The sequence below is a fragment of the Bosea vestrisii genome, assembly GCF_030144325.1.
Taxonomy (GTDB): domain Bacteria; phylum Pseudomonadota; class Alphaproteobacteria; order Rhizobiales; family Beijerinckiaceae; genus Allobosea; species Allobosea vestrisii_A.
In genome coordinates this window covers 1,598,188-1,621,635 of sequence record NZ_CP126307.1, presented here as the reverse complement: position 1 = coordinate 1,621,635, position 23,448 = coordinate 1,598,188, and the positions used below count along the sequence as shown (strand labels likewise).

General features: G+C 67.4%; 21 protein-coding genes and 2 pseudogenes. 10 read left to right on the top strand and 13 right to left on the bottom strand.

The window, feature by feature from the left end:
• Positions 1 to 9: 9 nt before the first annotated feature.
• Genes QO058_RS08065 through QO058_RS08055 form a run of 3 tightly spaced genes read right to left on the bottom strand, consistent with a single transcriptional unit; the run spans position 10 to position 3,646 of the window.
• Entirely contained in the window at positions 10 to 1,140 is a 1,131-nt protein-coding gene (locus QO058_RS08065) for a CobW family GTP-binding protein (protein WP_284171513.1), read from the bottom strand.
• A 5-nt stretch (positions 1,141 to 1,145) separates the two neighbouring features.
• Complete coding sequence (locus QO058_RS08060; protein ID WP_284171512.1) at positions 1,146 to 2,063, bottom strand: DMT family transporter; 918 nt, start codon at positions 2,061 to 2,063, stop codon at positions 1,146 to 1,148.
• Positions 2,064 to 2,077: 14 nt separating this feature from the next.
• Complete coding sequence (locus tag QO058_RS08055; protein ID WP_284171511.1) at positions 2,078 to 3,646, bottom strand: D-alanyl-D-alanine carboxypeptidase family protein; 1,569 nt, start codon at positions 3,644 to 3,646, stop codon at positions 2,078 to 2,080.
• A gap of 187 nt (positions 3,647 to 3,833) precedes the next feature.
• Here QO058_RS08055 and QO058_RS08050 point away from each other — a divergent pair, with 187 nt between their 5' ends.
• The 5 genes from QO058_RS08050 to QO058_RS08030 all read left to right on the top strand — a co-directional run bounded on the left by QO058_RS08050 (position 3,834) and on the right by QO058_RS08030 (position 8,791).
• Positions 3,834 to 4,736 carry an EamA family transporter gene (locus tag QO058_RS08050; RefSeq protein WP_284171510.1) on the top strand — a complete coding sequence of 301 codons (903 nt, stop codon included), beginning with the start codon at positions 3,834 to 3,836 and terminating at the stop codon, positions 4,734 to 4,736.
• A gap of 67 nt (positions 4,737 to 4,803) precedes the next feature.
• A complete protein-coding gene (locus QO058_RS08045) occupies positions 4,804 to 5,757 on the top strand; it encodes a glycoside hydrolase family 19 protein (protein ID WP_284171509.1) in 954 nt (317 codons plus the stop codon).
• On the top strand, positions 5,754 to 6,140 hold the full coding sequence (locus tag QO058_RS08040; protein WP_284171508.1) for a DUF4087 domain-containing protein: 387 nt from the start codon (positions 5,754 to 5,756) through the stop codon (positions 6,138 to 6,140). Before QO058_RS08045 ends, QO058_RS08040 begins: the two co-directional genes overlap by 4 nt.
• A gap of 226 nt (positions 6,141 to 6,366) precedes the next feature.
• A complete protein-coding gene (locus QO058_RS08035) occupies positions 6,367 to 7,536 on the top strand; it encodes an acetyl-CoA acetyltransferase (protein WP_284171507.1) in 1,170 nt (389 codons plus the stop codon).
• Positions 7,537 to 7,597: 61 nt separating this feature from the next.
• A complete protein-coding gene (locus QO058_RS08030) occupies positions 7,598 to 8,791 on the top strand; it encodes an MFS transporter (protein ID WP_284171506.1) in 1,194 nt (397 codons plus the stop codon).
• Positions 8,792 to 8,794: 3 nt separating this feature from the next.
• Here the strand turns inward: QO058_RS08030 and QO058_RS08025 are convergent, their stop codons facing one another.
• A complete protein-coding gene (locus QO058_RS08025; RefSeq protein ID WP_432212021.1) occupies positions 8,795 to 9,088 on the bottom strand; it encodes a BolA family protein in 294 nt (97 codons plus the stop codon).
• 83 nt (positions 9,089 to 9,171) lie between these two features.
• Between QO058_RS08025 and QO058_RS08020 the strand changes: the two genes are divergently transcribed.
• From QO058_RS08020 to QO058_RS08010, 3 genes are all read left to right on the top strand, one after another.
• Positions 9,172 to 10,803, top strand: a complete 1,632-nt coding sequence (locus QO058_RS08020; RefSeq protein WP_284171505.1) for a M14 family metallopeptidase — start codon at positions 9,172 to 9,174, stop codon at positions 10,801 to 10,803.
• A 109-nt stretch (positions 10,804 to 10,912) separates the two neighbouring features.
• Entirely contained in the window at positions 10,913 to 11,596 is a 684-nt protein-coding gene (locus QO058_RS08015; protein ID WP_347976543.1) for a J domain-containing protein, read from the top strand.
• Between the two features lie 73 nt (positions 11,597 to 11,669).
• Positions 11,670 to 12,539 (top strand): urea carboxylase-associated family protein, encoded by an 870-nt coding sequence (locus tag QO058_RS08010; RefSeq protein ID WP_284171504.1) that lies wholly within the window; start codon positions 11,670 to 11,672, stop codon positions 12,537 to 12,539.
• Positions 12,540 to 12,791: 252 nt separating this feature from the next.
• Here QO058_RS08010 and QO058_RS08005 read toward each other — a convergent pair whose 3' ends face one another.
• The 3 genes and pseudogenes from QO058_RS08005 to QO058_RS07995 form a co-directional block, all read right to left on the bottom strand.
• Complete coding sequence (locus QO058_RS08005; RefSeq protein ID WP_284171503.1) at positions 12,792 to 13,793, bottom strand: trypsin-like serine peptidase; 1,002 nt, start codon at positions 13,791 to 13,793, stop codon at positions 12,792 to 12,794.
• 182 nt (positions 13,794 to 13,975) lie between these two features.
• Positions 13,976 to 15,962: pseudogene (locus tag QO058_RS08000) on the bottom strand (methylmalonyl-CoA mutase family protein).
• Positions 15,963 to 16,077: 115 nt separating this feature from the next.
• Positions 16,078 to 17,240, bottom strand: a pseudogene (locus QO058_RS07995) (mandelate racemase/muconate lactonizing enzyme family protein).
• 148 nt (positions 17,241 to 17,388) lie between these two features.
• Between QO058_RS07995 and QO058_RS07990 the strand changes: the two are divergent.
• Together QO058_RS07990 and QO058_RS07985 are read left to right on the top strand one after the other, a co-directional pair.
• Positions 17,389 to 18,627, top strand: a complete 1,239-nt coding sequence (locus QO058_RS07990; RefSeq protein ID WP_284171502.1) for an aminotransferase-like domain-containing protein — start codon at positions 17,389 to 17,391, stop codon at positions 18,625 to 18,627.
• A gap of 31 nt (positions 18,628 to 18,658) precedes the next feature.
• Positions 18,659 to 19,330: an RraA family protein gene (locus QO058_RS07985; RefSeq protein WP_284171501.1), complete on the top strand. Its 672-nt coding sequence runs from the start codon at positions 18,659 to 18,661 to the stop codon at positions 19,328 to 19,330.
• 6 nt (positions 19,331 to 19,336) lie between these two features.
• Here the strand turns inward: QO058_RS07985 and QO058_RS07980 are convergent, their stop codons facing one another.
• The 6 genes from QO058_RS07980 to QO058_RS07960 all read right to left on the bottom strand — a co-directional run bounded on the left by QO058_RS07980 (position 19,337) and on the right by QO058_RS07960 (position 23,444).
• Complete coding sequence (locus QO058_RS07980; RefSeq protein WP_284171500.1) at positions 19,337 to 20,029, bottom strand: SDR family NAD(P)-dependent oxidoreductase; 693 nt, start codon at positions 20,027 to 20,029, stop codon at positions 19,337 to 19,339.
• Between the two features lie 14 nt (positions 20,030 to 20,043).
• Complete coding sequence (locus QO058_RS07975) at positions 20,044 to 21,357, bottom strand: MFS transporter (protein ID WP_284171499.1); 1,314 nt, start codon at positions 21,355 to 21,357, stop codon at positions 20,044 to 20,046.
• Between the two features lie 45 nt (positions 21,358 to 21,402).
• Positions 21,403 to 21,801 (bottom strand): MarR family winged helix-turn-helix transcriptional regulator, encoded by a 399-nt coding sequence (locus QO058_RS07970; protein ID WP_284171498.1) that lies wholly within the window; start codon positions 21,799 to 21,801, stop codon positions 21,403 to 21,405.
• A gap of 207 nt (positions 21,802 to 22,008) precedes the next feature.
• Entirely contained in the window at positions 22,009 to 22,227 is a 219-nt protein-coding gene (locus QO058_RS31035) for a DUF1178 family protein (RefSeq protein WP_347976101.1), read from the bottom strand.
• Positions 22,228 to 22,234: 7 nt separating this feature from the next.
• Positions 22,235 to 22,507, bottom strand: coding sequence for a DUF1178 family protein (locus tag QO058_RS31030; RefSeq protein WP_347976099.1), 273 nt, complete (start codon positions 22,505 to 22,507; stop codon positions 22,235 to 22,237).
• Positions 22,508 to 22,580: 73 nt separating this feature from the next.
• The gene (locus QO058_RS07960) at positions 22,581 to 23,444 is read right to left on the bottom strand and encodes a carbon-nitrogen hydrolase family protein (RefSeq protein WP_284171497.1); all 864 of its coding nucleotides are present in this window, start codon (positions 23,442 to 23,444) and stop codon (positions 22,581 to 22,583) included.
• Between the last annotated feature and the right edge of the window lie 4 nt (positions 23,445 to 23,448).

Sequence of the window (23,448 nt, the reverse complement as noted above, 5' to 3'; positions counted from 1 at the left end):
GCAAGCCGGTCAGGCGTGATGGTGGTGGTGATCAGGCTGCGCCTGGGCAGGTGCGGGTCGGCCGAGGAAGGCCGACCAGAGCCGGGCGACCGTCTCCTCCTCCAGATCCTTGACGATCAGGACGAGGCGGGAGCGATGATCAGCATCCGGCCAAGCAGGGAGCATCACCGGCGGGTGCAGGATCTGCTGGACGGCATGGACCAGCAACGGTCCGTCGGGATGCTCGGCGAGCGCGACCAGCCCCTTCAGCCGGAGCAGCCTGGCGCCATGGGTCGAGCGCAGCAGGGTCCAGAACAGGTCGAAGGTCGCCTCGCGGATCGGCGTCTCGGCCGTCAGCGTGAAGGCGCGGATGCTGGCGTCGTGGCGGTTGATGTCATGGTGATGATGGTTGTGGCTGCCGTGATGGCCATGGGTCTCGCCATGATCGTGGTGATGATCGTGATCGTGATCATGGCCATGCAGAGTTTCGGCGGCGAGCCAGCGGCGCAGTTCGTCCGGGCGCTCGGCGATGTCGTAGAGACCGGCGCCGACCAGCGCCTCAGCCGGGGCATCGGGAGGCAGGATCGCAATGCCGGGATTGAGCTCGCCGAGCCGCTTGCGCAGTGCTGTGACGGCCTCTTCGTCGGTCGCGATGTCGGCCTTGGTCAGCACTAGCCGATCAGCTGCAACCACCTGTCGGAGCGCTTCGGGGTGTGCGTCGAGGGTTGCCATGCCATTGACGGCGTCGACCAGCGTGACGACGCCGTCGAGCTTGAAGCGCATGGCGAGATAGGGGTGGTTGATCAGGACGTTGAGGACCGGCGCCGGGTCGGCGAGGCCGGTGGTCTCGATCACCAGGCGCTTGAACGGGGCGACGCGGCCATTGTCGAGTCGGCGCAGCAGGTCCTCAAGGGTGACGATCAGGTCGTCGCGGATGGTGCAGCACAGGCAGCCCGAGGCAAGCAGGATCATGCCGTCCTCGATGCCCTCGACGAAGAGATGGTCGAGGCCGATTTCGCCGAACTCGTTGACCAGCACCACGGTCTCGGCAAGGGCCGGGTCCTTGAGCAACCGGTTGAGCAAGGTGGTCTTGCCGGCGCCGAGGAAGCCGGTCAGCAGCGTCAACGGAATCGGCGCGGGGCGCAGGGGCTGCTCAGACATGCGCTTCAGGTTCCTGGCGCGGCCACCACCGGCAGCCGGCGGGCTCGCTTTTGTTCCAGTATTACATTGGCGATGATCGCGGCGACGACAAGAGCGCCACCGGCATATTGCAGGGAGCCGACGCGCTCGCCGAGGAAGACCGCGGCGATCGCCACGGCGAAGACCGGCTCGGCGCAGAAGGCGAGAGCCGCCGGTCCGGGCGCGACGCGTGCCAGCGCCAGCACCTGGAGCAGAAAGCCGATCAGATAGCCGCCGATCGTCACCGCGACTGCGATCGGTGCGAGCGCCAGCGCCGAGGGCGGCTGGAACAGGCCGGTGAGGGCGAGGATCGCCAGCGTCACCGGCAGGATGATGAGATGCGACCAGAACAGCTTGGGCAAGGTTCCGGTGTCGCCGCAGCGGGCCGCCGAGAAGAACTGCACTGCGGCCAGCACGCTCGCGGCGAGCGCGAGCGCGAGGCCGCGCGGGTCGAGCCCGTGCCAGTCGGGCCCGACCACCATGGCGACGCCGAGGAAGGCGACGAGCGCGATCACGACCCGGTCGAGGCTGAAGCGGGCCGGGGTGAAGAGTGGCTCGGTGAGCACGATCAGGATGGGGAAGGTGTAGAAGACCACGGCCGCCACCGTGATCGGCAGAAAGGCGACCGAAGAGAGATAGGCGCAGGCGGTGAGCGCCGTGCTGATGCCGAACAAAGCGAGCGCCGGCCAGCGATGGCGCGGCACGGAGAGGCTGGCGCGCCAGAGGAAGGCCGCGCCGACGACGAGCGCCAGCATCAGGAAGACGCGGTAGAAGACGATGAGCGGGCCGCTCAGCCCGGCATGGCCGGCGAGCTGGGCACTGACGATGTTGGTGCCGAAGGCGGCGGCGGAGGCAAGCGCGAGCACGAGGCCATGTTGGGCCGAGGAGACGCCGCGCTCGTGCACGTTACGCCGCCGGGTCAGGCGTCGGGCTTGTTGGTGTCGGGCTTGGCAGCCGGCTTCGCGCCCGGCCGGGCCGGCGGCTTCGCGAGAGGCTTGGCCTGCGCCTGGCTCGGCTTGGCTTTGGCCGGAGCTGCCTTGTCCGAAGTCGGCTTGGTCAGCAGCGGCTTGGCGGCGGGCTTGTTCGCCGCCTTGATGCCGGCGGCAGCACCGGGGCGCAGGCTCGTAGGTGTCGCGGCACCGGGCTGGATCGCGCCCTGCAGGCGCATCGGGCCGGAGCCGAGCGCGGCAGCCGCAGGCCGTTCCTCCGGCGTCGGTGTGACTGGCGCGAAAGCGGAGGAGGAAGGCGGGATCGCGCCATTGCCGGAGAAGGTGCGGCTACCGGCGACGAGTCCGGCCGCGACCGGGGCACCGGGCTTGATCGTCTCGCGCGCGACCTGGGTCTCGGGCCTGGCCACGGCATTGGCGGCGAGCGGCGCCGAGGCCGAGCCGGGCGAGCGGCCGAAAGAGACCTGGACGGGGTCGAACTTGACGCGCGGTCCTAGCGTGATGCGGCCCGAGGGCGAGCGGCCCAGCACCGAGCCGGAAGCGCCACCCTGCGGAACGGCCACGGCGAAGCGGTCCGAGGTGCCTTCGGCATTGCCGCCGAGGCTGAAATTGCTGCTGGTGAAGCTGATCGGCCCGGCCGTCTCGGCATCGTCGCCGAGTGCGTGGCCGCCGCGGCGGACGCTGTCGCAGATGCTGTAGGCGCGCCCGCCATTGCCGGAGGACATGCTGGAGATGCTGCCGCCGAAGCCGCCCCATTTGCCGAAGCCATCATCGAGCAGCTGCGCCGCCTTGACGGTGCGTTCCGCGCCCGAGGTCGCGCCCATGACCACCGCGATCAGGGTGCGGCCGTTGCGCGTCGCGGTCGAGACGACGTTGAAGCCGGAGGCGCAGACGAAGCCGGTCTTCATGCCGCTGATGCCGTAATAGCGGCCGACGAGACCGTTGGTGTTGTTGAGCACCTGCTTGCCGAGCTGGACCGCGCCGGTGTTCCAGTAGTCAGAGTACTGGCTGAACTCGTTCATCAGCGCCATGGCGAGCACGGCGAGGTCGCGGGCGCTGGTCTGCTGGTCCGGGTGGTGCCAGCCATTCGGATTGACGAAATGGCTGTCGCGCATCCCGAGCCGCTGCGCTTCGGCGTTCATCATCGAGACGAAGGTCTCGACATCGCCGCCGACGCCCTCGGCAATGACATAGGCGATGTCGTTGGCCGACTTCACCATCATGATGCGCATGGCGTTGTCGAGCGTGATCTCCTGGCCGGCCTTGATGTAGACCTTGACGCGCGGCTGGCTGGCGGCGCGCTTCGAGGCGGGGATCGCAGTTTCGAGCCCGATCTTGCCCTCGCGCACGGCCTTGAGCGCGAGGTAGAGCGTCATCATCTTGGTTGTGGAGGCCGGATGCCAGGCCTGAGTCGGGCTCTCGCTCGACAGCACGGCGCCGCTCGAGGCGTCGACCACTACGCTCGTGCCGGCTTCAGCCGGAGCGGCGACAGCGAGAAGCGAGGCGAACGTGGCGCCGGCGGCGAGGCGGAACGAGATCATCGGCTGGGGTCTGAACCTGTCTTGGCGGGGGTCGAGGGCTTCAACGCGACGCTTGAGGCATTTTCGAGACGGCGGGCGACAAATCTGCCTCGCTGATGACGCATACCTACCCCTCATCGGACGATTTGCCTAGCGGGGCGTGGCGGTCCAAAGCATCCGCGGTGCTTTTTCTTCGGGATGCCAGCGCGTGAGTCTCAGCCTTCTGTGGATACCGGTGACGCTCGTCGCCTCGCTGCTGCAGACGGCGCGCAACCTGACCCAGCGCTCGTTGACGGAGGTGATCGGCGTCGTCGGCGCGACGCAGGTGCGCTTCCTGTTCGGGCTGCCCTTCGCGCTGATCTTTCTCGCCCTCGTCTGCCTCGCCAGCAGCAGCCCGCCGCCGACGCCGGATCTGCGTTCCTTCGGCTTCGCCGTATTCGGGGCGCTGACCCAGATTCTGGCGACGGCGCTGATGCTGGCAGCGATGCGTGAGCGCTCGTTCGCTGTGACGACCGCCTACACCAAGACCGAGCCGGTGCAGGTCGCGCTTTTCGGCACGGTGCTGCTCGGCGATGCGCTGGGCTGGGCGAAGTTCGCAGCGATCGTCGTCGCCACCGCCGGCGTGGTGCTGATGTCTTGGCGGCCGGGCGACAAGCTCAGCGCCGCGGGCTTGCGCCCGGCGGCGCTCGGGATCGGCGCCGGCGCTGCCTTCGCGCTGTCGGCGATCGGCTTTCGCGGCGCGATCCAGGCCTTGCCGGAAGGCCATTTCCTGATGCGGGCGACCACGATCCTGGCGTTGGGCCTTGCTATGCAGACCCTGATCCTGACGCTCTACATGCTCATTGCCAATCGTGCGGCACTGATGCTCAGCCTGCGCAACTGGCGCCGCTCGCTCGCTGCCGGCTTTCTCGGCGCCGCCGCCTCGCAATGCTGGTTCATCGGCTTTTCGCTGACGACGGCCGCCAATGTGCGCACGCTCGGGCTGGTCGAGGTGCCGCTGGCGCAGATCGCCTCGCGCCGGATCTTCTCGGAAGGCACGAGCTGGCGCGAGCTCACTGGCATGGCGATGATCGTCGCCGGTGTCGGTGCCCTGCTTCTGCTGGCGATTTAAAAAACCGAGCCACGCATTTGTCGCAGTCCGTGCGTAGGCCGACGGGATTGGCCTTGGGAGACGTGCGATGGCGGCGAACTATCACTACGTTGGAACCTACGACGAGCGGATTTTCGAGCAGGAGTTCAGGGACCGCTTCGGCAAGAAGCCGCGTTACAACGCCAACGCCATTCCGGATCTGCTGGTGCTGCTGCGCCTGATCAGCCGGGACACCAGCATCACCGACATCCGCTGGGCCGCCTATATGCTGGCGACCGTCGCCTGGGAGACGACGAGCCCGGTCACCCAGTTCGTTCAGGCCAAGAACAAGAAGGGCAAGCCGCTGGTCGACAAGGCCGGCAAGGCCGTCATGCTCAAGCGCAGGGCCTGGCTGATAACGATGGCGCCGGTCGACGAGGTCGGCCACGGCAAGGGGCGGAAGTATCACGAGCCGGTCAAGGTCGCGAAGCTCGCCGACGGCAGCGTCCGGATCACCGAGCAGGACGGCGACCAGTTCAAGGTCACAGCCGGCGGGGTGGTCTCGAAGCTGACCAAGGGTGCCAAGATGGGCACCGTCGATGGCGGCGCCGCCGACAAGGCCTATAATGACGACACCGGTGCCGAGCTCGCCTATTTTGGCCGTGGCTATGTCCAGCTGACCTGGTGGTCGAATTATGCGACGACGGGCGCCGCCATAGGCCAAGGGCTCAATTTGCTGCTCGATCCGGAATTGGTGAAGACGCCCGCCATCGCCTACGCGGTGATGTCGCATGGCATGCTCACCGGCGACGGCTTTGCCAATGGCCGCAAGTTTTCGACCTATTTCAGCGGCAAGTTGCGCAATTATGTCGGCGCACGCGCCATGGTGAACGGCTCCGACCACGCCAAGGACATCGCTGCGATCGCCGAGGTGTTCGAGGCGGTGCTGCTCGCAGCCGGGCCGCAGCGGCCGATCACCTTCGCGCCACCGATCGATTCCAGCCTCGCCGGCATGCCGCTTCCGGGCGCGCGGTTCACCAGCCAGTCGAGGTTCTTCCAATGAGCCGTCGGTCGTTCGCCGGAGCCGCGGCAGCATTGATCCTTGGCGCCGGTGTCGCCGTTGCGCAGCAGCCGGTCAGCGCGCAGCGCTGCGGCTGGCTCGACAATCCGACCCCGGGCAATGCCTCGCTCTACGACAAGGATGGCGAGTGGACGATTGCCGTGCAGGGTGGGCATCAGGCGAAGGGCGACTGGCCGCCGCCCTACAAGGCGGGCGAATGGCGCAAGAGCGGGAACGGCAGCTACGGCTATGGCTGTGCCTGCATGACCGTGAAGGTCGACTTCGAGGAGAAGAACGTCCTTGAGATCGTCTCCGCGAAGGCGAGGCCGCTGGCCGCCTGCCGGAAGGACAAGGCGCTGTCGGAGGTCGAGAAGACGCTGCGCTAGCTTTTCCATCCGCCGCAAGCGATCGAACGAGGGTTTTCCGCGGGGTCTCGCCATGCCCTGATTGCAGGGGCGGTCTCCGCTTGCCCGAACAGCGTCCTATCTGGCTTGACTTGACCCGGCTTCCGTTGGCCTTTCCACGCACGGGAGGAATGCGCGCTTGCCGGCTTGCAGCCGCAGGCGCGCAGGGGCAGATACAGTGTATCTGCACATTAATCAGGAGAAGGTCATGAGCGCTGCAATCGTCGGCTGGGCACATACCCCCTTCGGCAAGCAGGACACCGAGACGGTCGAGAGCCTGATCGTGCGCGTCGCGACCGATGCGCTGGTCGATGCCGGCATTACCGCCGATCAGGTCGACGAGATCGTGCTCGGGCATTTCAACGCCGGCTTCTCGGCCCAGGACTTCACCGCCTCGCTCGTGCTGCAGGCCGACCCGGCGCTGCGCTTCAAGCCGGCGACGCGCGTCGAGAACGCCTGCGCCACCGGCTCGGCCGCGGTGCATCAGGGCGTTCGTGCGATCAAGGCCGGCGCTGCCAAGGTGGTGCTGGTGGTCGGCGTCGAGCAGATGACGACGACGCCCGGCCCGGAAATCGGCAAGAACCTGCTGAAGGCCTCCTATCTCGCGCAGGAGGCCGACGTGCAGGGCGGCTTCGCCGGTGTCTTCGGCAAGATCGCCAGCTCCTATTTCCAGCGTCATGGCGACCAGTCGGACGCGCTCGCGATGATCGCGGCGAAGAACCACAAGAACGGCGTCGACAACCCTTACGCTCAGATGCGCAAGGATCTCGGCTACGCCTTTTGCCGCGAGGAGAGCGAGAAGAACCCCTACGTTGCCGGCCCGCTGAAGCGCACCGACTGCTCGCTGGTCTCGGACGGCGCCGCGGCGCTCGTGCTCGCGGATGAAGAGACCGCCAAGACGATGCGCCGCGCCGTCGGCTTCCGCGGCATGGCCCATGTCCAGGACTTCCTGCCGCTGTCGCGCCGCGACATCCTGAAGTTCGAGGGCGGCGCGCGCGCCTGGCAGCAGGCGCTGGCGCAGGCCGGCGTCGTGGTCGACGACCTCTCCTTCGTCGAGACGCATGACTGCTTTACCATCGCCGAGCTGATCGAATACGAGGCGATGGGCCTGACCAAGGAAGGCGACGGCGCCCGCGCCATCAAGGAAGGCTGGACGCAGAAGGACGGCAAGCTGCCGGTCAACGTCTCCGGTGGCCTCAAGGCCAAGGGCCATCCGATCGGCGCGACCGGCGTCTCCATGCATGTGCTCTCGGCCATGCAGCTCGTCGGCGAGGCGCCAGAGGGCATGCAGGTGCAGGATGCCCGTCTCGGCGGCATCTTCAACATGGGCGGCGCAGCGGTGGCGAACTACGTCTCGGTGCTCGAGCGGGTGAAGTGAAGCGAGGGGCCGCCGTCGAATCTGAAGCGGCGGTCGTCCTGCAACTGGCCGGAGGCGCGGCGTGACCATCTTTTTCGCGCTGCTGCCGGCCTATGTGCTGTCGATCTTCTATCGCTCCTTCCTGAGCGTGATCGCCGGGCCGGTGATGGGCGATCTCGGTATCGGGCCGGCCGAATTTGGCCTGCTCGGCGCCGCCTGGTTCATGGCCTTCGCGCTGGCACAGTTCCCCGTCGGCTGGGCTCTCGACCGGATCGGGCCACGCCGGACGGTCGCGGTGACCATGGCGATCGGCAGCGTTGGCGCCTTCCTGTTCGCGCAGGCCGGTAACGCCGACACGGCAACGGTGGCGATGGCTCTGGTCGGGGTCGGCTGCTCGCCGATCTTCATGTCGTCGCTCTATCTGTTCGCGCGGACCGAAGCGCCGGCGCGTTTCGGCCTGCTGACCTCGATCTTCATCGGCCTCGGCTCGCTCGGCAACCTCGTCGGGGCTGCGCCGCTGGCGCTGGCGGCACAGGCCTATGGCTGGCGCCCGACCATGCTCGCTTTCGCCGTGGCCTTCCTGCTCGCGACCGTGCTCGCAGCTGCGCTGGTGCGCGATCCCCCGCCGGTCACCGACGCCTCGGGCAAGCATGAGGGGCTGCTGCAAGGTCTCAGGAGCATCGTCGCGATCGGGCCACTCTGGCTGCTCGCGCCGATCACGCTCGTCGGCTACGCGATCATCGCGACGGCGCGGGGCCTGTGGATCGCGCCCTATATGACGCAGGTGCACGGGCTCGACGGCATCGCCGCCGGCCATGCGACGCTCGGCATGGCGACGACCATGATCGTCGGAGCCTTCGTTTATGGCGGCTTGCAGAAGCGCGCGGGGCGCAGCAAGGCGCTGGTCGCCTGGGGGACAGTCGTGACCGGAATAGGCTTTGGCCTGCTCGCGCTCGTCGGCGATCGGTCCATGCTCGGCGCCGTGGCCCTGTTCGCGCTCGTCGGTGCGACGGGCTTCACCTATGCGATCCTGATGGCGCATGCGCGCGAGTTCTTCCCGCCGCACCTGGTCGGGCGCGGCATGACCTTCATCAATTTCCTGTTCATCGCCGGAGCCGGGCTGATCCAGTGGGGCTCGGGCTGGTTTGTCGCGACGCAGCGCGCCGGCGGGCAGGGCGCAGCGTTGGCCTACGCCAACATGCACTGGGGCTTCGCGGCGCTGCTGCTCGTCTCGACCGCGATCTATCTGGCGACGCCGGAGCGGAAGGCAGCCTGAGGCTCAGGCCTCTCCTGGTGCGCGCGCCACAATCGCGAGCGCGTGCACGCTGCCGGCAAGTTCCTCGGAGAGCGCCGCATTGACCAGGCGGTGTCGCTCGAGCCGGCTCTTGCCGGTGAATGCAGGCGAGACGATCTCGACGCGAAAATGCGTCTCGCCGCCCTCACGCCAGCCGGCATGGCCGTGATGCTGATGCGATTCGTCGATCACCTTGAGATGCTCGGGCACGAGCTGAGCGGTGAGCTTGCCGGTGATCCGGTCGGCCATGGTCGGCATGCGGGCTCCTATCAGGTTCATTGGAGCTGCTTGCTCCGGTTCCGGGGCAGTCTCATAGTCCCTCGGGGGCAGGGCGGATACGCGTCTTTCGCGTGGAGGCGATGATGATGATCTGGCGTATGCTCGCCCTGGCTCTTTCCGTCGCTGCAAGTCCGGTGCTGGCGCAAGACGAAGGGCGTGTTGCCGACTACAAGCAGAGCGAGGCAGTGCTGGCGCGCTACAAGCCGGTGCCGATCGCGCTCGCGACACCGGCGCTGACGCGCGGCACGCCCGGACTGACGACGCAAGCCGAGCTCGACGCCTTCGTTGCTGACCTCGCCGCCAAGGCCTCTGGCCGGGTTGCGCTCGGCTCGCTCGGCAAGTCGCAGCAGGGGCGCGATCTACCTTATCTGATCTTCTCCAAGGAGGGACTGAGCGACCCCGCCGCGCTGAAGGCGCTGGGGCGGCCGGTCGTCTGGTTTGTCGGCCAGCAGCATGGCAACGAGCCGGCCGGGGCTGAGGCGATGCTGGCGCTGGCTCATGACCTGGCGACCGGCGATCTTGCCGCTGTGTTCGACAAGCTCGTGGTGGTGATCGTGCCACGCAGCAATCCGGATGGCGCTGCCGCCGACAAGCGCCCCGGCGCCAGCGGCTTCGACCTCAACCGCGACCATCTGCTGCTGACCCTGCCGGAGACGCGGGCGCTGCATGCCAAGCTCGCCGAGCTGCCGGCCGACGTGATCGTCGACGTGCACGAATTCTCGGTCGCCAATCGCTGGCTGGAGAAATTCGGCGGGCTCAATGCCGCGGACGCGATGATCCTCTACGCCACCAACCCGGCGGTGCCGCAGCCGACGACCAAGATCGCGGCCGAGTTGGTCAAGCCGGCCATGGACAAGGCGATGGCGGAGAAGGGGCTCTCCTCCTTCTGGTACTTCACCACCAGCTACCGCAAGGACGACAAGCTGGTCTCGATGGGCGGCAATGCGCCGGGCATCGCGCGCAACCTGTTCGGGCTTTCCGGCGCGGTCTCCTTCCTGATCGAGACGCGCGGGGTCGGCTTGCAACTGGAGAACCTGGAACGCCGCATCGCCACGCATTACGTGATTGCGCGCGCCGTGCTCGACACGGTCGCGGCCAATGACGAGGCCGTGCTAGGGGCGGTGAAGGCGGCGCGGGCGGAACTGGCGCGCAACCAAGGCGAGCTGATCGTCGGGCACCGTATCGCGACGGAGACCGTCGCGATCCCGCTCGTCGATCCGGCGACCGGTGCCGATATGCCGACCCCGGTCGAGTTCCGCGACTCGCGCAAGGTCACGGTGACCAGCCGCCGGGCGCGGCCGGAGGGCTATCTCGTCCTGCCGGCAGGGCAGGCGGCGCTCGATGCGCTCAGGCTCAAGGGCATCGCCACCTGCGCGCTCGGCGGCCCCGCGACGCTCGAGGTCGAGGCCTTCATGGTCGAGCAGAAGGGGCCGGTGAAGAAGATCGACCGCGAGAACATCAACCCGGACCAGGCGGTGAAGGTCGAGCTCAGGCCGCGCCGGCTGGAGGTATCAGCCAATGCCGTCTTCGTGCCAATGACGCAAACAGGCGCCAATGTCATTGCCGCCTCATTGGAGCCGGATTCTCCGGGCTCTCATGTCGGTGTCGGGGTGGTGGAAACCGCTTCGGCTTCCGGAGAGGCGCCGATCTATCGCGTGCCTCGTGGAACCAGGCTCGCGCTTGCGGCCGGGGGCGATCCTGCCTGCGGCCGTTGAGTTTCGAGCGTGGAAACACTATTTAGGGGAGGTTTCGGCCGTCTCGGCCGAGCCGGGTTCCTTAAGCAATCAGGGTCAAGCTGTCGCCAAGGCGATTGGCTTGCTGCAGGTGCGGGGCGATCCGCGCAGCGGCCGGCTTGTCGACGCAGCATTCCACCCGCATAACCATGAGACGATGAACTTCAACTCGCGCCTCTTCGACCGGATCAGGATCGGCCCTTCCGAAGCGGAAGAGGTGGTCGAGGCCGATGCGCGCCATTGCGACCACGCCGGCTGCACCAAATTGGGCGAATTCCGCGCGCCGATGGGGCGCGGCAAGGAAGGCAAGTTCTTCCAGTTCTGCCTTGAGCATGTGAAGGCCTACAACGCCACCTACAACTACTTCTCCGGCATGAACGACGAGGCGCTCGCGGCTTACGCCAAGCAGGAGGAGATCGGCCACCGGCCGACCTGGAAACTCGGCGTCAATGCCAGCGCGGCCCGAATGGCGCAGCGCGGGCGCGGTCCCAGCGAGCAGGATGGAGCGGACATGCAGGACGCCTTCAACCTGTTTCGGGGCCGCACCGGTCGCGAGCAGGAGCAGGCTGCGCCGCGCGTTGGTGTGGTGGCCAGGAAGGCGCTCGAGACGCTCGACCTCGACGAAACCGCCGACCGGGTCGCGATCAAGGCGCGCTACAAGGAATTGGTGAAGCGTTTTCACCCAGACGCCAATGGCGGCGACCGCTCACGCGAAGGCCGGCTGCAGGAAATCCTCAAGGCCTACCAGACGCTCAAGACGAACGGACTGGTCTAGCGCTTCGCAGTCTGGACCGAGACCTTCGGTCCCGATAGGAACCCGCAGACATATCAGTCGGCGGAGCAAATCCATGGCCACGGACTCGCAGATGATCGCCCCCGTCGATGCGGCGGAGCGGCGGGCCAGGCCGCCGGTCGTGGTCTATCCCAATGGCAGCCTGCCCGGCGCCGACATGGCGATGCTGGAACAAGCCCGCCAGACGCTGACCAAGCGCGACGAGATCATCGTCCCGCCGCGCGAAGCCGGCAGCTTCCACGTGCCGAAAGGCCATTTCTTCCGCGTCGTCAGCATCGAGGGGCCGCAGGTCGGCGACCTCAACCTCTGGAATGCCGATGATCTCGACGAGCGTTTCTTCAGCGGCAAGACGCGTGCCCTGCACGCGACCCATGTCGGTACCGGCGACCGGCTCTGGAGCAACCTACCGCATCTTCGGCCGATGGCGACGATCACTCATGACACGCTAGGCTGGTACGGCTTCGACCAGGATGGCGCCGGCGTGCATGACGTGATCGGCACGCGCTGCGATCCGTATACGCATCGGCTGCTCGGCGATGGTGGCGAGTACCACCATTGCTGTCATTCCAACCTCGCCCGTGCCTTGGGGCAGGCGAGGGGACTGCGGGCGCGCGAGGTCGAGCATCACGTCCATGACGTGCTCAACGTTTTCATGTGCACCGGCTTCACCCGCGATACGCAGCAGTACTTTATGAAGGCGAGCCCGGTCCGGCCAGGCGATTTCCTCGAGCTCTTCGCCGAGATCGACCTGCTCGGGGCGATCTCGGCCTGTCCGGGCGGCGATTGCGGCCAGACCCATTCGAGCGATGTAGCCGTCTGTCATCCGCTCAAGGTCGAGATCTACGAAGCCGACCCCGCCGCGCTGGTCGGCCGGCGTTCGCCGCCGCGCAGCCCCTATGGGCGCAGCCACGGCGAGGCTGGCTGAAGGCCGACAGGCTTTGAGAAACTCGTTGTCTTTCCGGGGCAGGCCGTAGGCCTGAGCCCGGAATCCACGAACACTGCCATTTCCGTCATGGTCGGGCTTGTCCCGACCATCCACGTCTTCACGTCACTGATCGCAGGTGGTGTTCAAGACGTAGATGCTCGCCACAAGGGCGAGCATGATGAGCTGGATCGGCGTCGTGTTCATGGGTTCCGGGCTCTTCGCTGCGCGAAGCCCCGGAATGACAGCTACCGCTCAGTTCTTCAGCAGCGAATTCATCCCGTCGGTGTCGAGATTGTCGGAGCCGCGCACCGCGCTGCGCTCGGTCGAGCTTGGCTGGTCGTCCTGTCCGCCGCCCGACGCGACCGAGCCGCCATCCGCAGCCGGCGCCTGCCCGCCCGCACCGGCCATCTTGCGCAGCAGGGGGCTGGCCTGGAGCAGCGCGGTCATGCTGGTGGCGGTGTTGTAGCTGTTCGGGTCGTTGGGCGCGAGGCCGCCCTGCTTGTGCAGCGCGATACCGGAATTGCTGGCGTTGTAGAGAAGCGAACCGGAAGAACCGCCGAGCGTGTCGCAGCGATGGCGCAGCTCGGCTGCCTCGCCTTGCTGGCGTGTCGCCATGCAGCGGAAGCGGCTCATCACCTTGGGCCGGCCGGCCGGATGATGGATGACCATCAGCGAGGGGGCGCCGCCGGACGGCGTCGCTGCGAGCTTGACCGAACCATAGGTCGCGGTCGGATTGCCCTTCGCCTTGGCGATGGCGTAGTCGAGATTGGCATTGAACTCGACCGGCTTGGGATCGAGTTCGAAGACTTTCGCGCCTTTGCCGTCCTGCGTCAGGAAATCCATCACGATGATGGCGCGCACTGGCGTCATCTCGCCGCTCTGCGGCAAGCAATGATGGTTGGTGAGGACATAGTCACCCGGCAACAGCTCGCCGGTGCAATGGGCGCCGGACTGCTTGCCGGTCTTGTTGTCCTTCAGCAGGATATCGATGCGCCCGACAGGCTTGGCCATCTTCGCGAGCGGATCGCGCTGATCGAGCTCCGCGATCGGCTCGAAGGCGCCCTTGTTGTTCTCGATCTGGGTCGCGGCGTCGCCGGTGCTCTGCCGGCGCGGCATGCTGACCTTGCCGAAGTCGCTGGGATCGAAGCCCATGGTCTGGGCCGCGGCGGGGCCCGCAAGGGCGAGGCCCATGGCACCGATCAAGGCGGCGCGGATGTTGGCCTTGGTCGAATTGGTCTGCAGCCATGCGGGCATGCGCTTCTTCCTCTCCTCAAGCGGGTCCCTCGCGGCCCTGCCGACGACCGCCTTCAGGCACGGGCCGGCGCCGCGGAAAGCGGGCACGACCGAGCAGTACCGGGACGATAGTCGTCCGCACGCGCTTGGGAAACCCTGAGTGCTTTTCGCACAGGCGAGAAGCTGGGGAAGGCGATCGGCTCTCAGCGCTTCTTCGCCGCCAGCCCGGCGACATCGGCGATGATGCCATCGAGGGCGAAGTCCTTCGGGGTATAGACGCGCGCCACGCCCATGTTCTTCAGCGCGTTCTCGTCGTCGGGCGGGATGATGCCGCCGACGACCACCGGGACGTTCATGCCGGCGACGCGCAGCCGAGCCGTGACGTCGCGGACCAGCGGCAAATGCGAGCCGGAGAGGATGGAGAGTCCGATGATGTCGGCCTCGGTCTCCTGCGCCTGCGTCACGATCTCCTCGGGCGTCTGGCGGATGCCGCCATAGGAGACCTGTATGCCGGCGTCCCGGGCGCGCACCGCGATCTGCTCGGCGCCGTTCGAGTGACCGTCGAGCCCCGGCTTGCCGACGAGGAAGCGCGGCGGCCTGCCGAGTTTCTCGGTAGCCAGGGCGACGGCTGCCTTCACGGTAGCGAGCCCGGCATCGTCACCGAGCTTGGTGGTGTCGACACCGGTCGGGGCGCGGTACTCGCCAAAAATCTCGCGCAGGGTCTGGGCCCATTCGCCGGTGGTGACGCCGGCCTTGGCGCAGGCGATCGAGGCCGGCATGACGTTGCGGTCTTCTTTCGCTGCGTTTGCCAGTTCGGCCAGTGCCGCTTCGGCTGCTCTCGTATCGCGTGCGGCGCGCCAGGCCTTCAGCCGGCCGACCGCCTCGATCTCGACCGAGTCCGGAACCGTGACGACATTGCCTTCGCCGGCGGAAAGCGGCGAGGGCTCGCTGGTGGTGAACTTGTTGACGCCGACGACGATCTGCTCGCCGCGCTCGATCGCCTCGATGCGGCGGGCGCCGTTCTCGACCAGCGCCATCTTCATATAGCCGCTCTCGACGGCGGCGAGCGCGCCGCCCATGGCGTCGATCTTCGCCAGCTCCGCGAGCGCGGCCGCTTTCAGCTCTTCGACCTTGGCATCGACCTCTTTCGAACCGTCGAATATGTCGCCGAATTCGAGCAGATCGGTCTCGTAGGCCAGGACCTGCTGCATGCGCAGCGACCATTGCTGGTCGAAGGGGCGGGGCAGGCCGAGCGCCTCGTTCCAGGCCGGCAATTGCACGGCGCGGGCGCGGGCCTTCTTCGACAGCGTCACCGCCAGCATCTCGATCAGGATGCGGTAGACGTTGTTCTCGGCCTGCGGCTCGGTCAGCCCGAGCGAGTTGACCTGCACGCCATAGCGGAAGCGGCGATGCTGTTCCTCCAGCACATTGAAGCGCTTCAGCGTGATCTCGTCCCAGAGATCGACGAAAGCCCGCATCTTGCAGAGCTCGGTGACGAAGCGCATGCCGGCATTGACGAAGAAGGAGATGCGGCCGACGACGCTGCCGAATTCCTCTGGGGCGACTTCTGGCCGGGCCTTGATCAGAATCGAGGAGAGCGATCGCGGTCGCGAGCGCGAAGGAGAGTTCCTGCACCGGCGAGGCGCCGGCCTCCTGCAGGTGGTAGGAGCAGACGTTGGTCGGGTTCCATTTCGGCAATTCGCGCGCCGTGAACACGACGATGTCGGTGGTCAGCCGCATCGAGGGGCGCGGCGGGAAGACGTAAGTTCCGCGCGACAGGTATTCCTTGACGAGGTCGTTCTGGGTCGTGCCCTGCAGAGCAGCGCGGTCGGCGCCCTGCTCGTCGGCGGTGGCGATGTAGAGCGAGAGCAGCCAGGCCGCCGTCGCATTGATCGTCATCGAGGTATTCATCTGCGCCAGCGGGATCTGGTCGAACAGCGCCCGCATGTCGCCGAGATGGGTCACCGGGACGCCGACCTTGCCGACCTCGCCGCGCGACAGCACATGGTCGGGGTCGTAGCCGGTCTGGGTCGGCAGGTCGAAGGCGACGGAGAGGCCGGTCTGGCCCTTGGCGAGATTGTTCCGGTAGAGCTTGTTGGACTCCGCGGCATCGGAATGCCCGGCATAGGTCCGGAAGATCCAGGGCTTGTCGCGCTGGGTCTGTTTCCCGAGCGGGTCGATCGCGTTCATGGTCGCTCCCCTGCCGTGCCGTCTCTGAGCTCGTGCAAACTGATTGTTGCACTGCAGCGAAGATAACGCCAGTGGGTGGGAAAGGTCGCGTCAGACGTTCGGATAAGAGGGCGCGCTACTCCGCCAGCTCCCGCATCAGCCTGATCAGGTCGCTCTTGCCCTCGAAACCGATGCCGGGCAGCTCCGGCATGGTGATGACGCTGTCCTCGACGCGGACCGAGTCGGGAAAGCCGCCATAGGGCTGGAACAGGTCAGGGTAGCTCTCATTGCCGCCTAGTCCGAGGCCGGCGGCGATGTTGAGCGACATCTGGTGGCCGCCATGCGGGATGCAGCGATCCCAGCCCCAGCCAGAGACCTTGAGCGCGGCCAGCGTGCGCTGGTACTCGCAGAGCCCGTAGGAGAGGGCGCAGTCGAACTGCAGCCAGTCGCGGTCCGGCCGCATGCCGCCATGGCGCAGCAGATTGCGGGCGTCCTGGTGGCTGAACAGGTTCTCGCCGGTCGCCATCGGGCCGGGATAGAACTCGGCCAGCGCCGCCTGCAGCGCATAGTCGAGCGGATCGCCCGCCTCCTCGTACCAGAACAGCGGATACTCCCGCAGCGCCTTGGCATAGGCGATGGCGGTCTCCAGATCGAAGCGGCCATTGGCGTCGACAGCGAGCTCAGCATCACTGCCGATCTCAGTCAGCACCGCCTCGATGCGGCGGCGATCCTCCGTGAGGGGGCGCCGCCGATCTTCATCTTCACGACGCGGTAGCCGCGGTCGAGATAGGAGCGCATCTCGGTGCGCAGCGCATCGTCGTCCTTGCCGGGGTAATAGTAGCCGCCGGCGGCGTAGACGAAGACGCTCGGGTCGGCCTCGCGGCCATGGCGGTCGGCGAGCAGGCGGAACAGCGGCATGCCGGCGATCTTGGCGGTCGCGTCCCAGATCGCCATGTCGAGCGTGCCGACGGCGACCGAGCGTTCGCCATGGCCGCCCGGCTTCTCGTTCTTCATCATGGCTGCCCAGCAGCGGTCGGGGTCGAGATTGTCGCCGGAGTCGTTCATGAGGCTTTTGGCCTCGGCTTCCAGCAGGCGGGGCGCGAAGCGCTCGCGGATCAGCCCGCCCTGGCCGTAGCGACCATTGGAATTGAAGCCGTAGCCGACGACGCGGCGGCCGTCGCGGACGACGTCGGTGACGACCGCGACGAGGCTCGTCGTCATCTTCGAGAAGTCGATATAGGCGTTGCGGATCGGCGAGGCGATCGGCTGCGTGACCTCGCGGACATCGACGATGCGCATGCTCTGTTCTCCCTCGCTTCGCTTATGCCCCGGCCGGGGCTGGCGAGCCACTGCCGATCCCGATCGAGGCCATGCGTTTGCCGTGGTTTCGCTGGACAGCCTGGCTCTGTAGGCTTCGCCGCCATCGTCACGCAGTATCAGGCTAGGCATGTCCTCTCCCAAATCGCCCCCCGCCCGGCCGGCCTTTGCCCGCTGGCTCTCGACCGGCAACAGCATCACCCAGCAGTTCATGGCGATCGGCGGGCGGGCGGATGTCGTCAGCCTCGCTGGCGGCCTGCCGGCTCCCGAGCTCTATCCGGTCGAGGCGATCGCCGCCGCGCAGGAGCGGACGCTGATGCGGTGGGGCACGCAGATCCTCGAATATGGGGCGATCGAAGGGCTGCCGGCGCTGCGAGCCGCGATCGCCGAGCGCTTCAGCGCTACGACTGGACGCCGCTTTGGGCCTGAGAACGTACTGCTGACCACGGGCGCGATGCAGGGGCTCGACCTTGTCGGCAAGACGCTGGTCGATCCCGGTGAGATGATCCTGTCGCAATTCCCGACCTATCTCGGCGCACTCGATGCCTGGCGGCCGCGTATGCCGCGTTATGAGAAACTCGACTGGAGCCTTGAGGCGCCCGGGCAGGACGCGGCGCTGCGGCAGGCGAAATTCGTCTATGCCGTGCCGAACTATTCCAACCCGACCGGGGTGCTGGTGCCGCAGGATCAGCGCGCCGCCATGCTCGACAAGGTCGAGGCGGCCGGGACCTGGCTGCTCGAGGACGATCCCTATCTGCCGCTGCAATTCGACGGGCCGGCCGGACCGAGCATCCTCGCCCATCATGCGCAGCGCCATCCCAACGGCGCCTATGCCGGGCCGGTGATCTATCTGGGCACGCTGTCGAAGAGTCTGGTTCCGGGCCTGCGCGTCGGCTGGGTCGTGGCCGACGCCTCGCTGATTGCGACGCTGGCGCTGGCCAAGCAGTCGACCGACATCGCCTCCAGCCTGCTGACGCAGGCGATCGCGCTGGAGATGATCGAGAGCGATTTCGAGGCGCAGCACATTCCGAAGATCGTCGCGACCTATCGCGAGCGGCGCGACGCGCTGTGTTCCGCGGCGGCCGAGCATCTCTCGGAGTGGTTCGACTGGGAGGTGCCGCCGGGCGGCATGTTCGTCTGGATGCGGGCCAAGGATGGGGCGATCGACACCGACGCGCTCTATACTCATGCGCTGGCCGAGAACGTCGCCTTCGTGCCGTCGAGCGTGTTCGATCCGACGGGCGCCCTGAAGAGCGCGATGCGGATCAATTTCACCCGCTCGGCGCCGGACGTCTTGGTCGAGGGCGTGCGCCGGCTGGCGCGGGCGGTAAGGCGTCTTCTCGCCGAGCGGCCCGGCCGGGCGGCGTGAACCTGACAAACAATAAAACGAGGAAACGCCGATGCCGACCCGTCTCGCCACGCCTGCCCATCCGCGCCTGCCGCAGGTCCTGATCGATGCTTGGCAGGCGGTGCCGAGCTCGGTGATCGCCGACCAGCTCGGCGGCATCGGTCATGCCGATCCGGCGATCCGTCCGATCCGGCCGTTCGCGCCGGGCAAGCGCCTGGTCGGCCAGGCGATCACCGCCTGGTGCGAGCCGGCCGATTACGGGCCGGTGCATCATGCGATCAGCATCGCCGAGCGCGGCGATGTCGTGGTGGTCGCGGCCGGCGGGCGCAAGGATGCGGCGATGATCGGCGACCTGCTCGGCGGCGCCGCCCGGCGCAAGGGCATTGCCGGCGTCGTCGTCGACGGCGCCGTGCGCGATGTCGGGCCGGTCTCGCAATGGCCCGACTTCGTGTTCTTCTCGCGCTGGATCATGCCGCGCGGCCCGTCCTCGATGGAGCGCGGCGTCGTCAACGGATCGATCGTCTTCGGCGGGGTCGCCGTATCGCCGCATGACCTTGTCGTCGGCGACGATGACGGGCTCGTCTTCGTGCCGCACGGTCTAGTCGAGGCCAAGCTTGCTCCCTGCCTGGCGCGGGTGAAGGCCGAGGCCGAATGGGAGGTCCTGCTCGCCGGCGGCGCCTCGACGGTCGAGACCTTCAAGGTGCCGCCGATCGAGAAGCTCTGACCGGCGTCAGAAGCTCTCGAGCCAGGGCCTGAGCTCGACCTCGAGCGACCAGGCGCTGCGCGGCTGTCTGAGCACGTCGAGATAGCTCTGGGCGATCGCATCCGGGTCGAGCGTGTTGTCGTTCGTATCCGGATGGCGGGTGCTGCGCACGGCGCCGTCGATGACGAAATGCGCGACATGGATGCCCTTCGGCCCGAGCTCGCGCGCGGCGCTCTGGGCGAGGCCGCGCAGGGCGAACTTGCCCATAGCGAAGGGCGCCGACAGCGCGAAGCCCTTGATGCCTGCGGTCGCACCGGTGAGCAGGATGGCGCCGCGCCCATGCGGCAGCATCCGCCGCGCCGCCTGCTGCGTCACCAGGAAGGCGCCATAGGCGGTGACCGCGAGCGCCTGCGCGACCCCTGCTGGATCGAGCTCCGTGATCGGCCCGCGCAGCCGGCCGCTGGCGTTATAGACAACGATGTCGGGCTCGCCGATCTGGGCCTCAGCCGCTTCGAACAGGCCGGCGACGGCGGCCGGATCGGAGGCGTCGACTGTGAAGGTCGCGGCGCCCGTTTCGGCAGCGAGCGCCGCGAGCTTGTCGGTATTGCGCGCGGCGAGGCCGACCTTGATGCCTTGTGTGGCAAGCGCACGGGCGACCGATGCGCTGATGCCCGAGCCGGCTCCGACGATCAGGGCGCTGCGATAGGGAAGGGATGTCATCGTCAGGTCTCCGTTCAGGCGGCTGCGGGCACGGGCTTCGCCTCGCCACCGCGCATCATGATGCAGAAGCCGGCGGCGAAGAGGCAGAGCGCGCCGGCGATGAAGAAGGCCGGCAGATAGCTGTCATAGACGGTGCGGCTGAAGCCGGCGCCATAGGCGGCGAAGGCGGCGCCGAGCTGGTGGCCGGTGAAGACCCAGCCGAAGACGAGCGTGGCCTTATCGCCGAAGCGGTCGGCGGCGATCTTGATCGTCGGCGGCACGGTCGCGACCCAGTCGAGCCCGTAGAAGATGGCGAAGATGGAGAGGCCGTAGAAGGAGAAGTCGGTAAAGGGCAGGAACAGCAGCGAGAGCCCGCGCAGGCCGTAATACCAGAACAGCAGCCAGCGGCTGTCATAGCGGTCGGAGAGCCAGCCGGAGCCGACCGTGCCGAGGAAGTCGAAGATGCCGATCACGGCGAGCACGCTCGCCGCCGTCACCGCCGCCATGCCGTAATCGCCGCAGAGCGAGACGAAATGGGTCTGCACCAGGCCGTTGGTGCTGGCGCCGCAGACGAAGAAGGTGCCGAACAGGATCCAGAAGGTGCTGGTCTTCGCGGCTTCGCGCAGCGCGACGATCGGGGAGGCGAGCATCGCCTTGAGGCTGGTGGCTTGCGCCGGTGCCGGCACGATCTGCGTCCCGCCATACGGGGCAAGGCCGACATCGGCCGGGCGGTCACGCATCAGGGCGAGCACGCCGACTGCCGCGAGAGCGATCATGCCGAGCACGAAGATCATGGCGGCGCGCCAGCCGACCTGCTCGGTCAAGGCTGCGAGCAAAGGCAGGAAGACGAGCTGGCCCGTCGCCGTGCTGGCGGTGAGCAGGCCGACGACGAGGCCGCGGCGATGCACGAACCAGCGCGTCGCGACGGTTGCGCCGAGCACCATGGCGGTGAGCCCGGTGCCGAAGCCGAGCACGATCCCCCAGAGCAGCACCAGCTGCCAGAGCTGCGTCATGGCGAAGGAGCCGAGGATGCTCACGGCGATCAGGCTGAGCGCGACCATGGCGACGGGCCGGACGCCGAAGCGGTTCATGAAGGCGGCGGCGAAGGGCGCCATCAGCCCGAACAGCAGCAGCCGGACCGCCAGTGCCGAGGAGATTTCGGAGGTCGCCCAGCCGAACTCCTTCTGCAGCGGCAGGATAAGCACGCCGGGCGCGCCGACCGCGCCGGCGGTGACCAGCATGGTCAGGAAGGTCACCGCCGCCACGGCCCAGCCATAATGGATGCCGCGGCGGGCGAAGGCGGCAGCGAGGCCGATGGGTTGAACTGGTTCTGCGAGGTCGGTCGGCATTAGTGGCTCCCTTTGCGGGTATATGCCCGCATATGCATGAGAAAATCAGAGTGAATCGAGCGCGACGTGAAGTTGTCGCATGAATTCGACGCCGAGGCGGTCGTCGAGGGACTTCTGGGCGCCGTCCCACAGGGGCGCGCCGTCTTCCAGTACCTTGTGTCCGGCCTCGGTCAGCGTGACCGTGGCCTCGCGCTGGTCCTCGCCACGGCCGAGCACGACCAGGCCCATCTTCTCGAGCACGCGGACATTGCGGCCGATGGTCGAGCGATCGAGCTCGACGCGTCGGCCGAGTGCGGTCAGCGTCACCGGTTCGACCCGCGCAATCGAGCGCATCAGGCTGAACTGCGCGATGTTGACCCCGACCGGAGCGATCGTCTCGTCATAAAAGGCGATCATCCGGCGGGAAGCCGAGCGCAGGGTCGTGCAGATGCAGGGAACCGACATGGGTGCGGGTATATGCCCGCGATGGGGCGAATGCAAGCGGTATGAGTGGGAAGCCGAGCGAACCTCTCACTGTCATCCCGGACAAGCCGCGTAGCGGCGCAGAGCCGGGATCCATTCCTGAACCTTTATCGTACAGGTTCAGGAATGGATCCCGGGTCCCCTGCGGTCGCCCGGGATGACCAAGTTTTATTGATTAGATGGGCGAGACTAGTTCCGCCCTTCCGGCAGGCGTGGCAGCGGCATGAACTCGACGCCTTCCTCATGCAGCATCTGGGCGTCTTCGGCGCTGGCCTCGCCATAGATGGCGCGGCTCTCGCTCTCGCCGTGATGGATCTTCAGCGCCTCCTCGGCGAAGTTCTTGCCGACAGGCTCGGCATTCGCGGCGACATGCTCGTGCAGTGCGGTCAGCATCGCGCGAAACGCCATCTCCTTCTCACCCATCAGCGCGGCAGGCTGAGCGGCGGGGGGCAGGGGAAGGAGCGGGGGCGGACGGCGGCGCGGCAGCCTCCGGTGCAGGCACGGCCGGCCGTGGCCCGCGATCGGTCCGCGCCACGGCCGGGGCCATCACAGCGCGCTCGACCTTGGCGCTGTCGCAGATCGGACAGGTGACGAAGCCGCGCTTCGCCTGCTCGTCGAAGCTGCCGGAACTCGCGAACCAGCTCTCGAACTCGTGGGCGTTGTCGCAGATCAGGGTGTAACGGATCATCTCAACTCAAAACCGGCGGTAACGGCTGCAGATAGGGGCGCGGCCGTTCCGCGACAAGTTTTGCTCCCAATGCTCACTCGGCTGCGTCGAGCTTGGGTTGTTCGCCCTTGCGGGCCTCGACCGCGAAGGAGCGGGTGTGGCGCAGGGTCGGGATGCGCTGACGGGCGTCCGCGACCAGGGCAAGATCGATCTCGGCCATGATCAGCCCGGGCTCGTTGCCGGCCTCGGCCAGCACGCGGCCCCAGGGATCGACGATGATCGAGTGGCCGTAGCTCTCGCGGCCGTCCTCGTGCACGCCGCCCTGCGCCGCCGAGATCATGAAAGCGCCGTTCTCGATGGCGCGGGCCCGCTGCAGCACCTGCCAATGCGCCTCGCCGGTCTGGCGGGTGAAGCAGGCCGGCGCGGTCAGCATGAAGGCGCCGGCCTCTGCCTCGGCGCGATAGAGATAGGGGAAGCGGACATCGTAGCAGATCGACATCCCGATCAGCCCCCAGGGCGTCTCGACCAGGGTCGCCCGGTCGCCGCCGGAGAAGGTGTTGGATTCGCGCCAGGTCTCGCCATTGGGCAGGTCGACGTCGAACAGGTGAATCTTGTCATAGCGCGCAGCGATCTCGCCGGCCGGGTCGATCATATAGCCGCGGTTGGCGATCTTCTCGCCAGCCCTGACCGAGAGCGAGCCGATCTGCAGCCAGATCCTGGTCTCGCGGGCAGCCTCACGCAAACCGGCCAGCACCTCGTGCTGCTCCTCGCCCTGGCTGATCTCGCGCAGCCGCTTGGTATCGCGCTCGCAGAGATTGGTGACCTCCGGCGTCTGGACGAACTGCGCCCCGGCTGCCGCCGCCTCGCGGATCAGGCGCACCGCGTCGTCGCGATTGCGCAGCGGATCGCGCGTCGAACGCATCTGGACGCAGGCGGCGGTGAAGCGGGGCGCGGTCATGTGC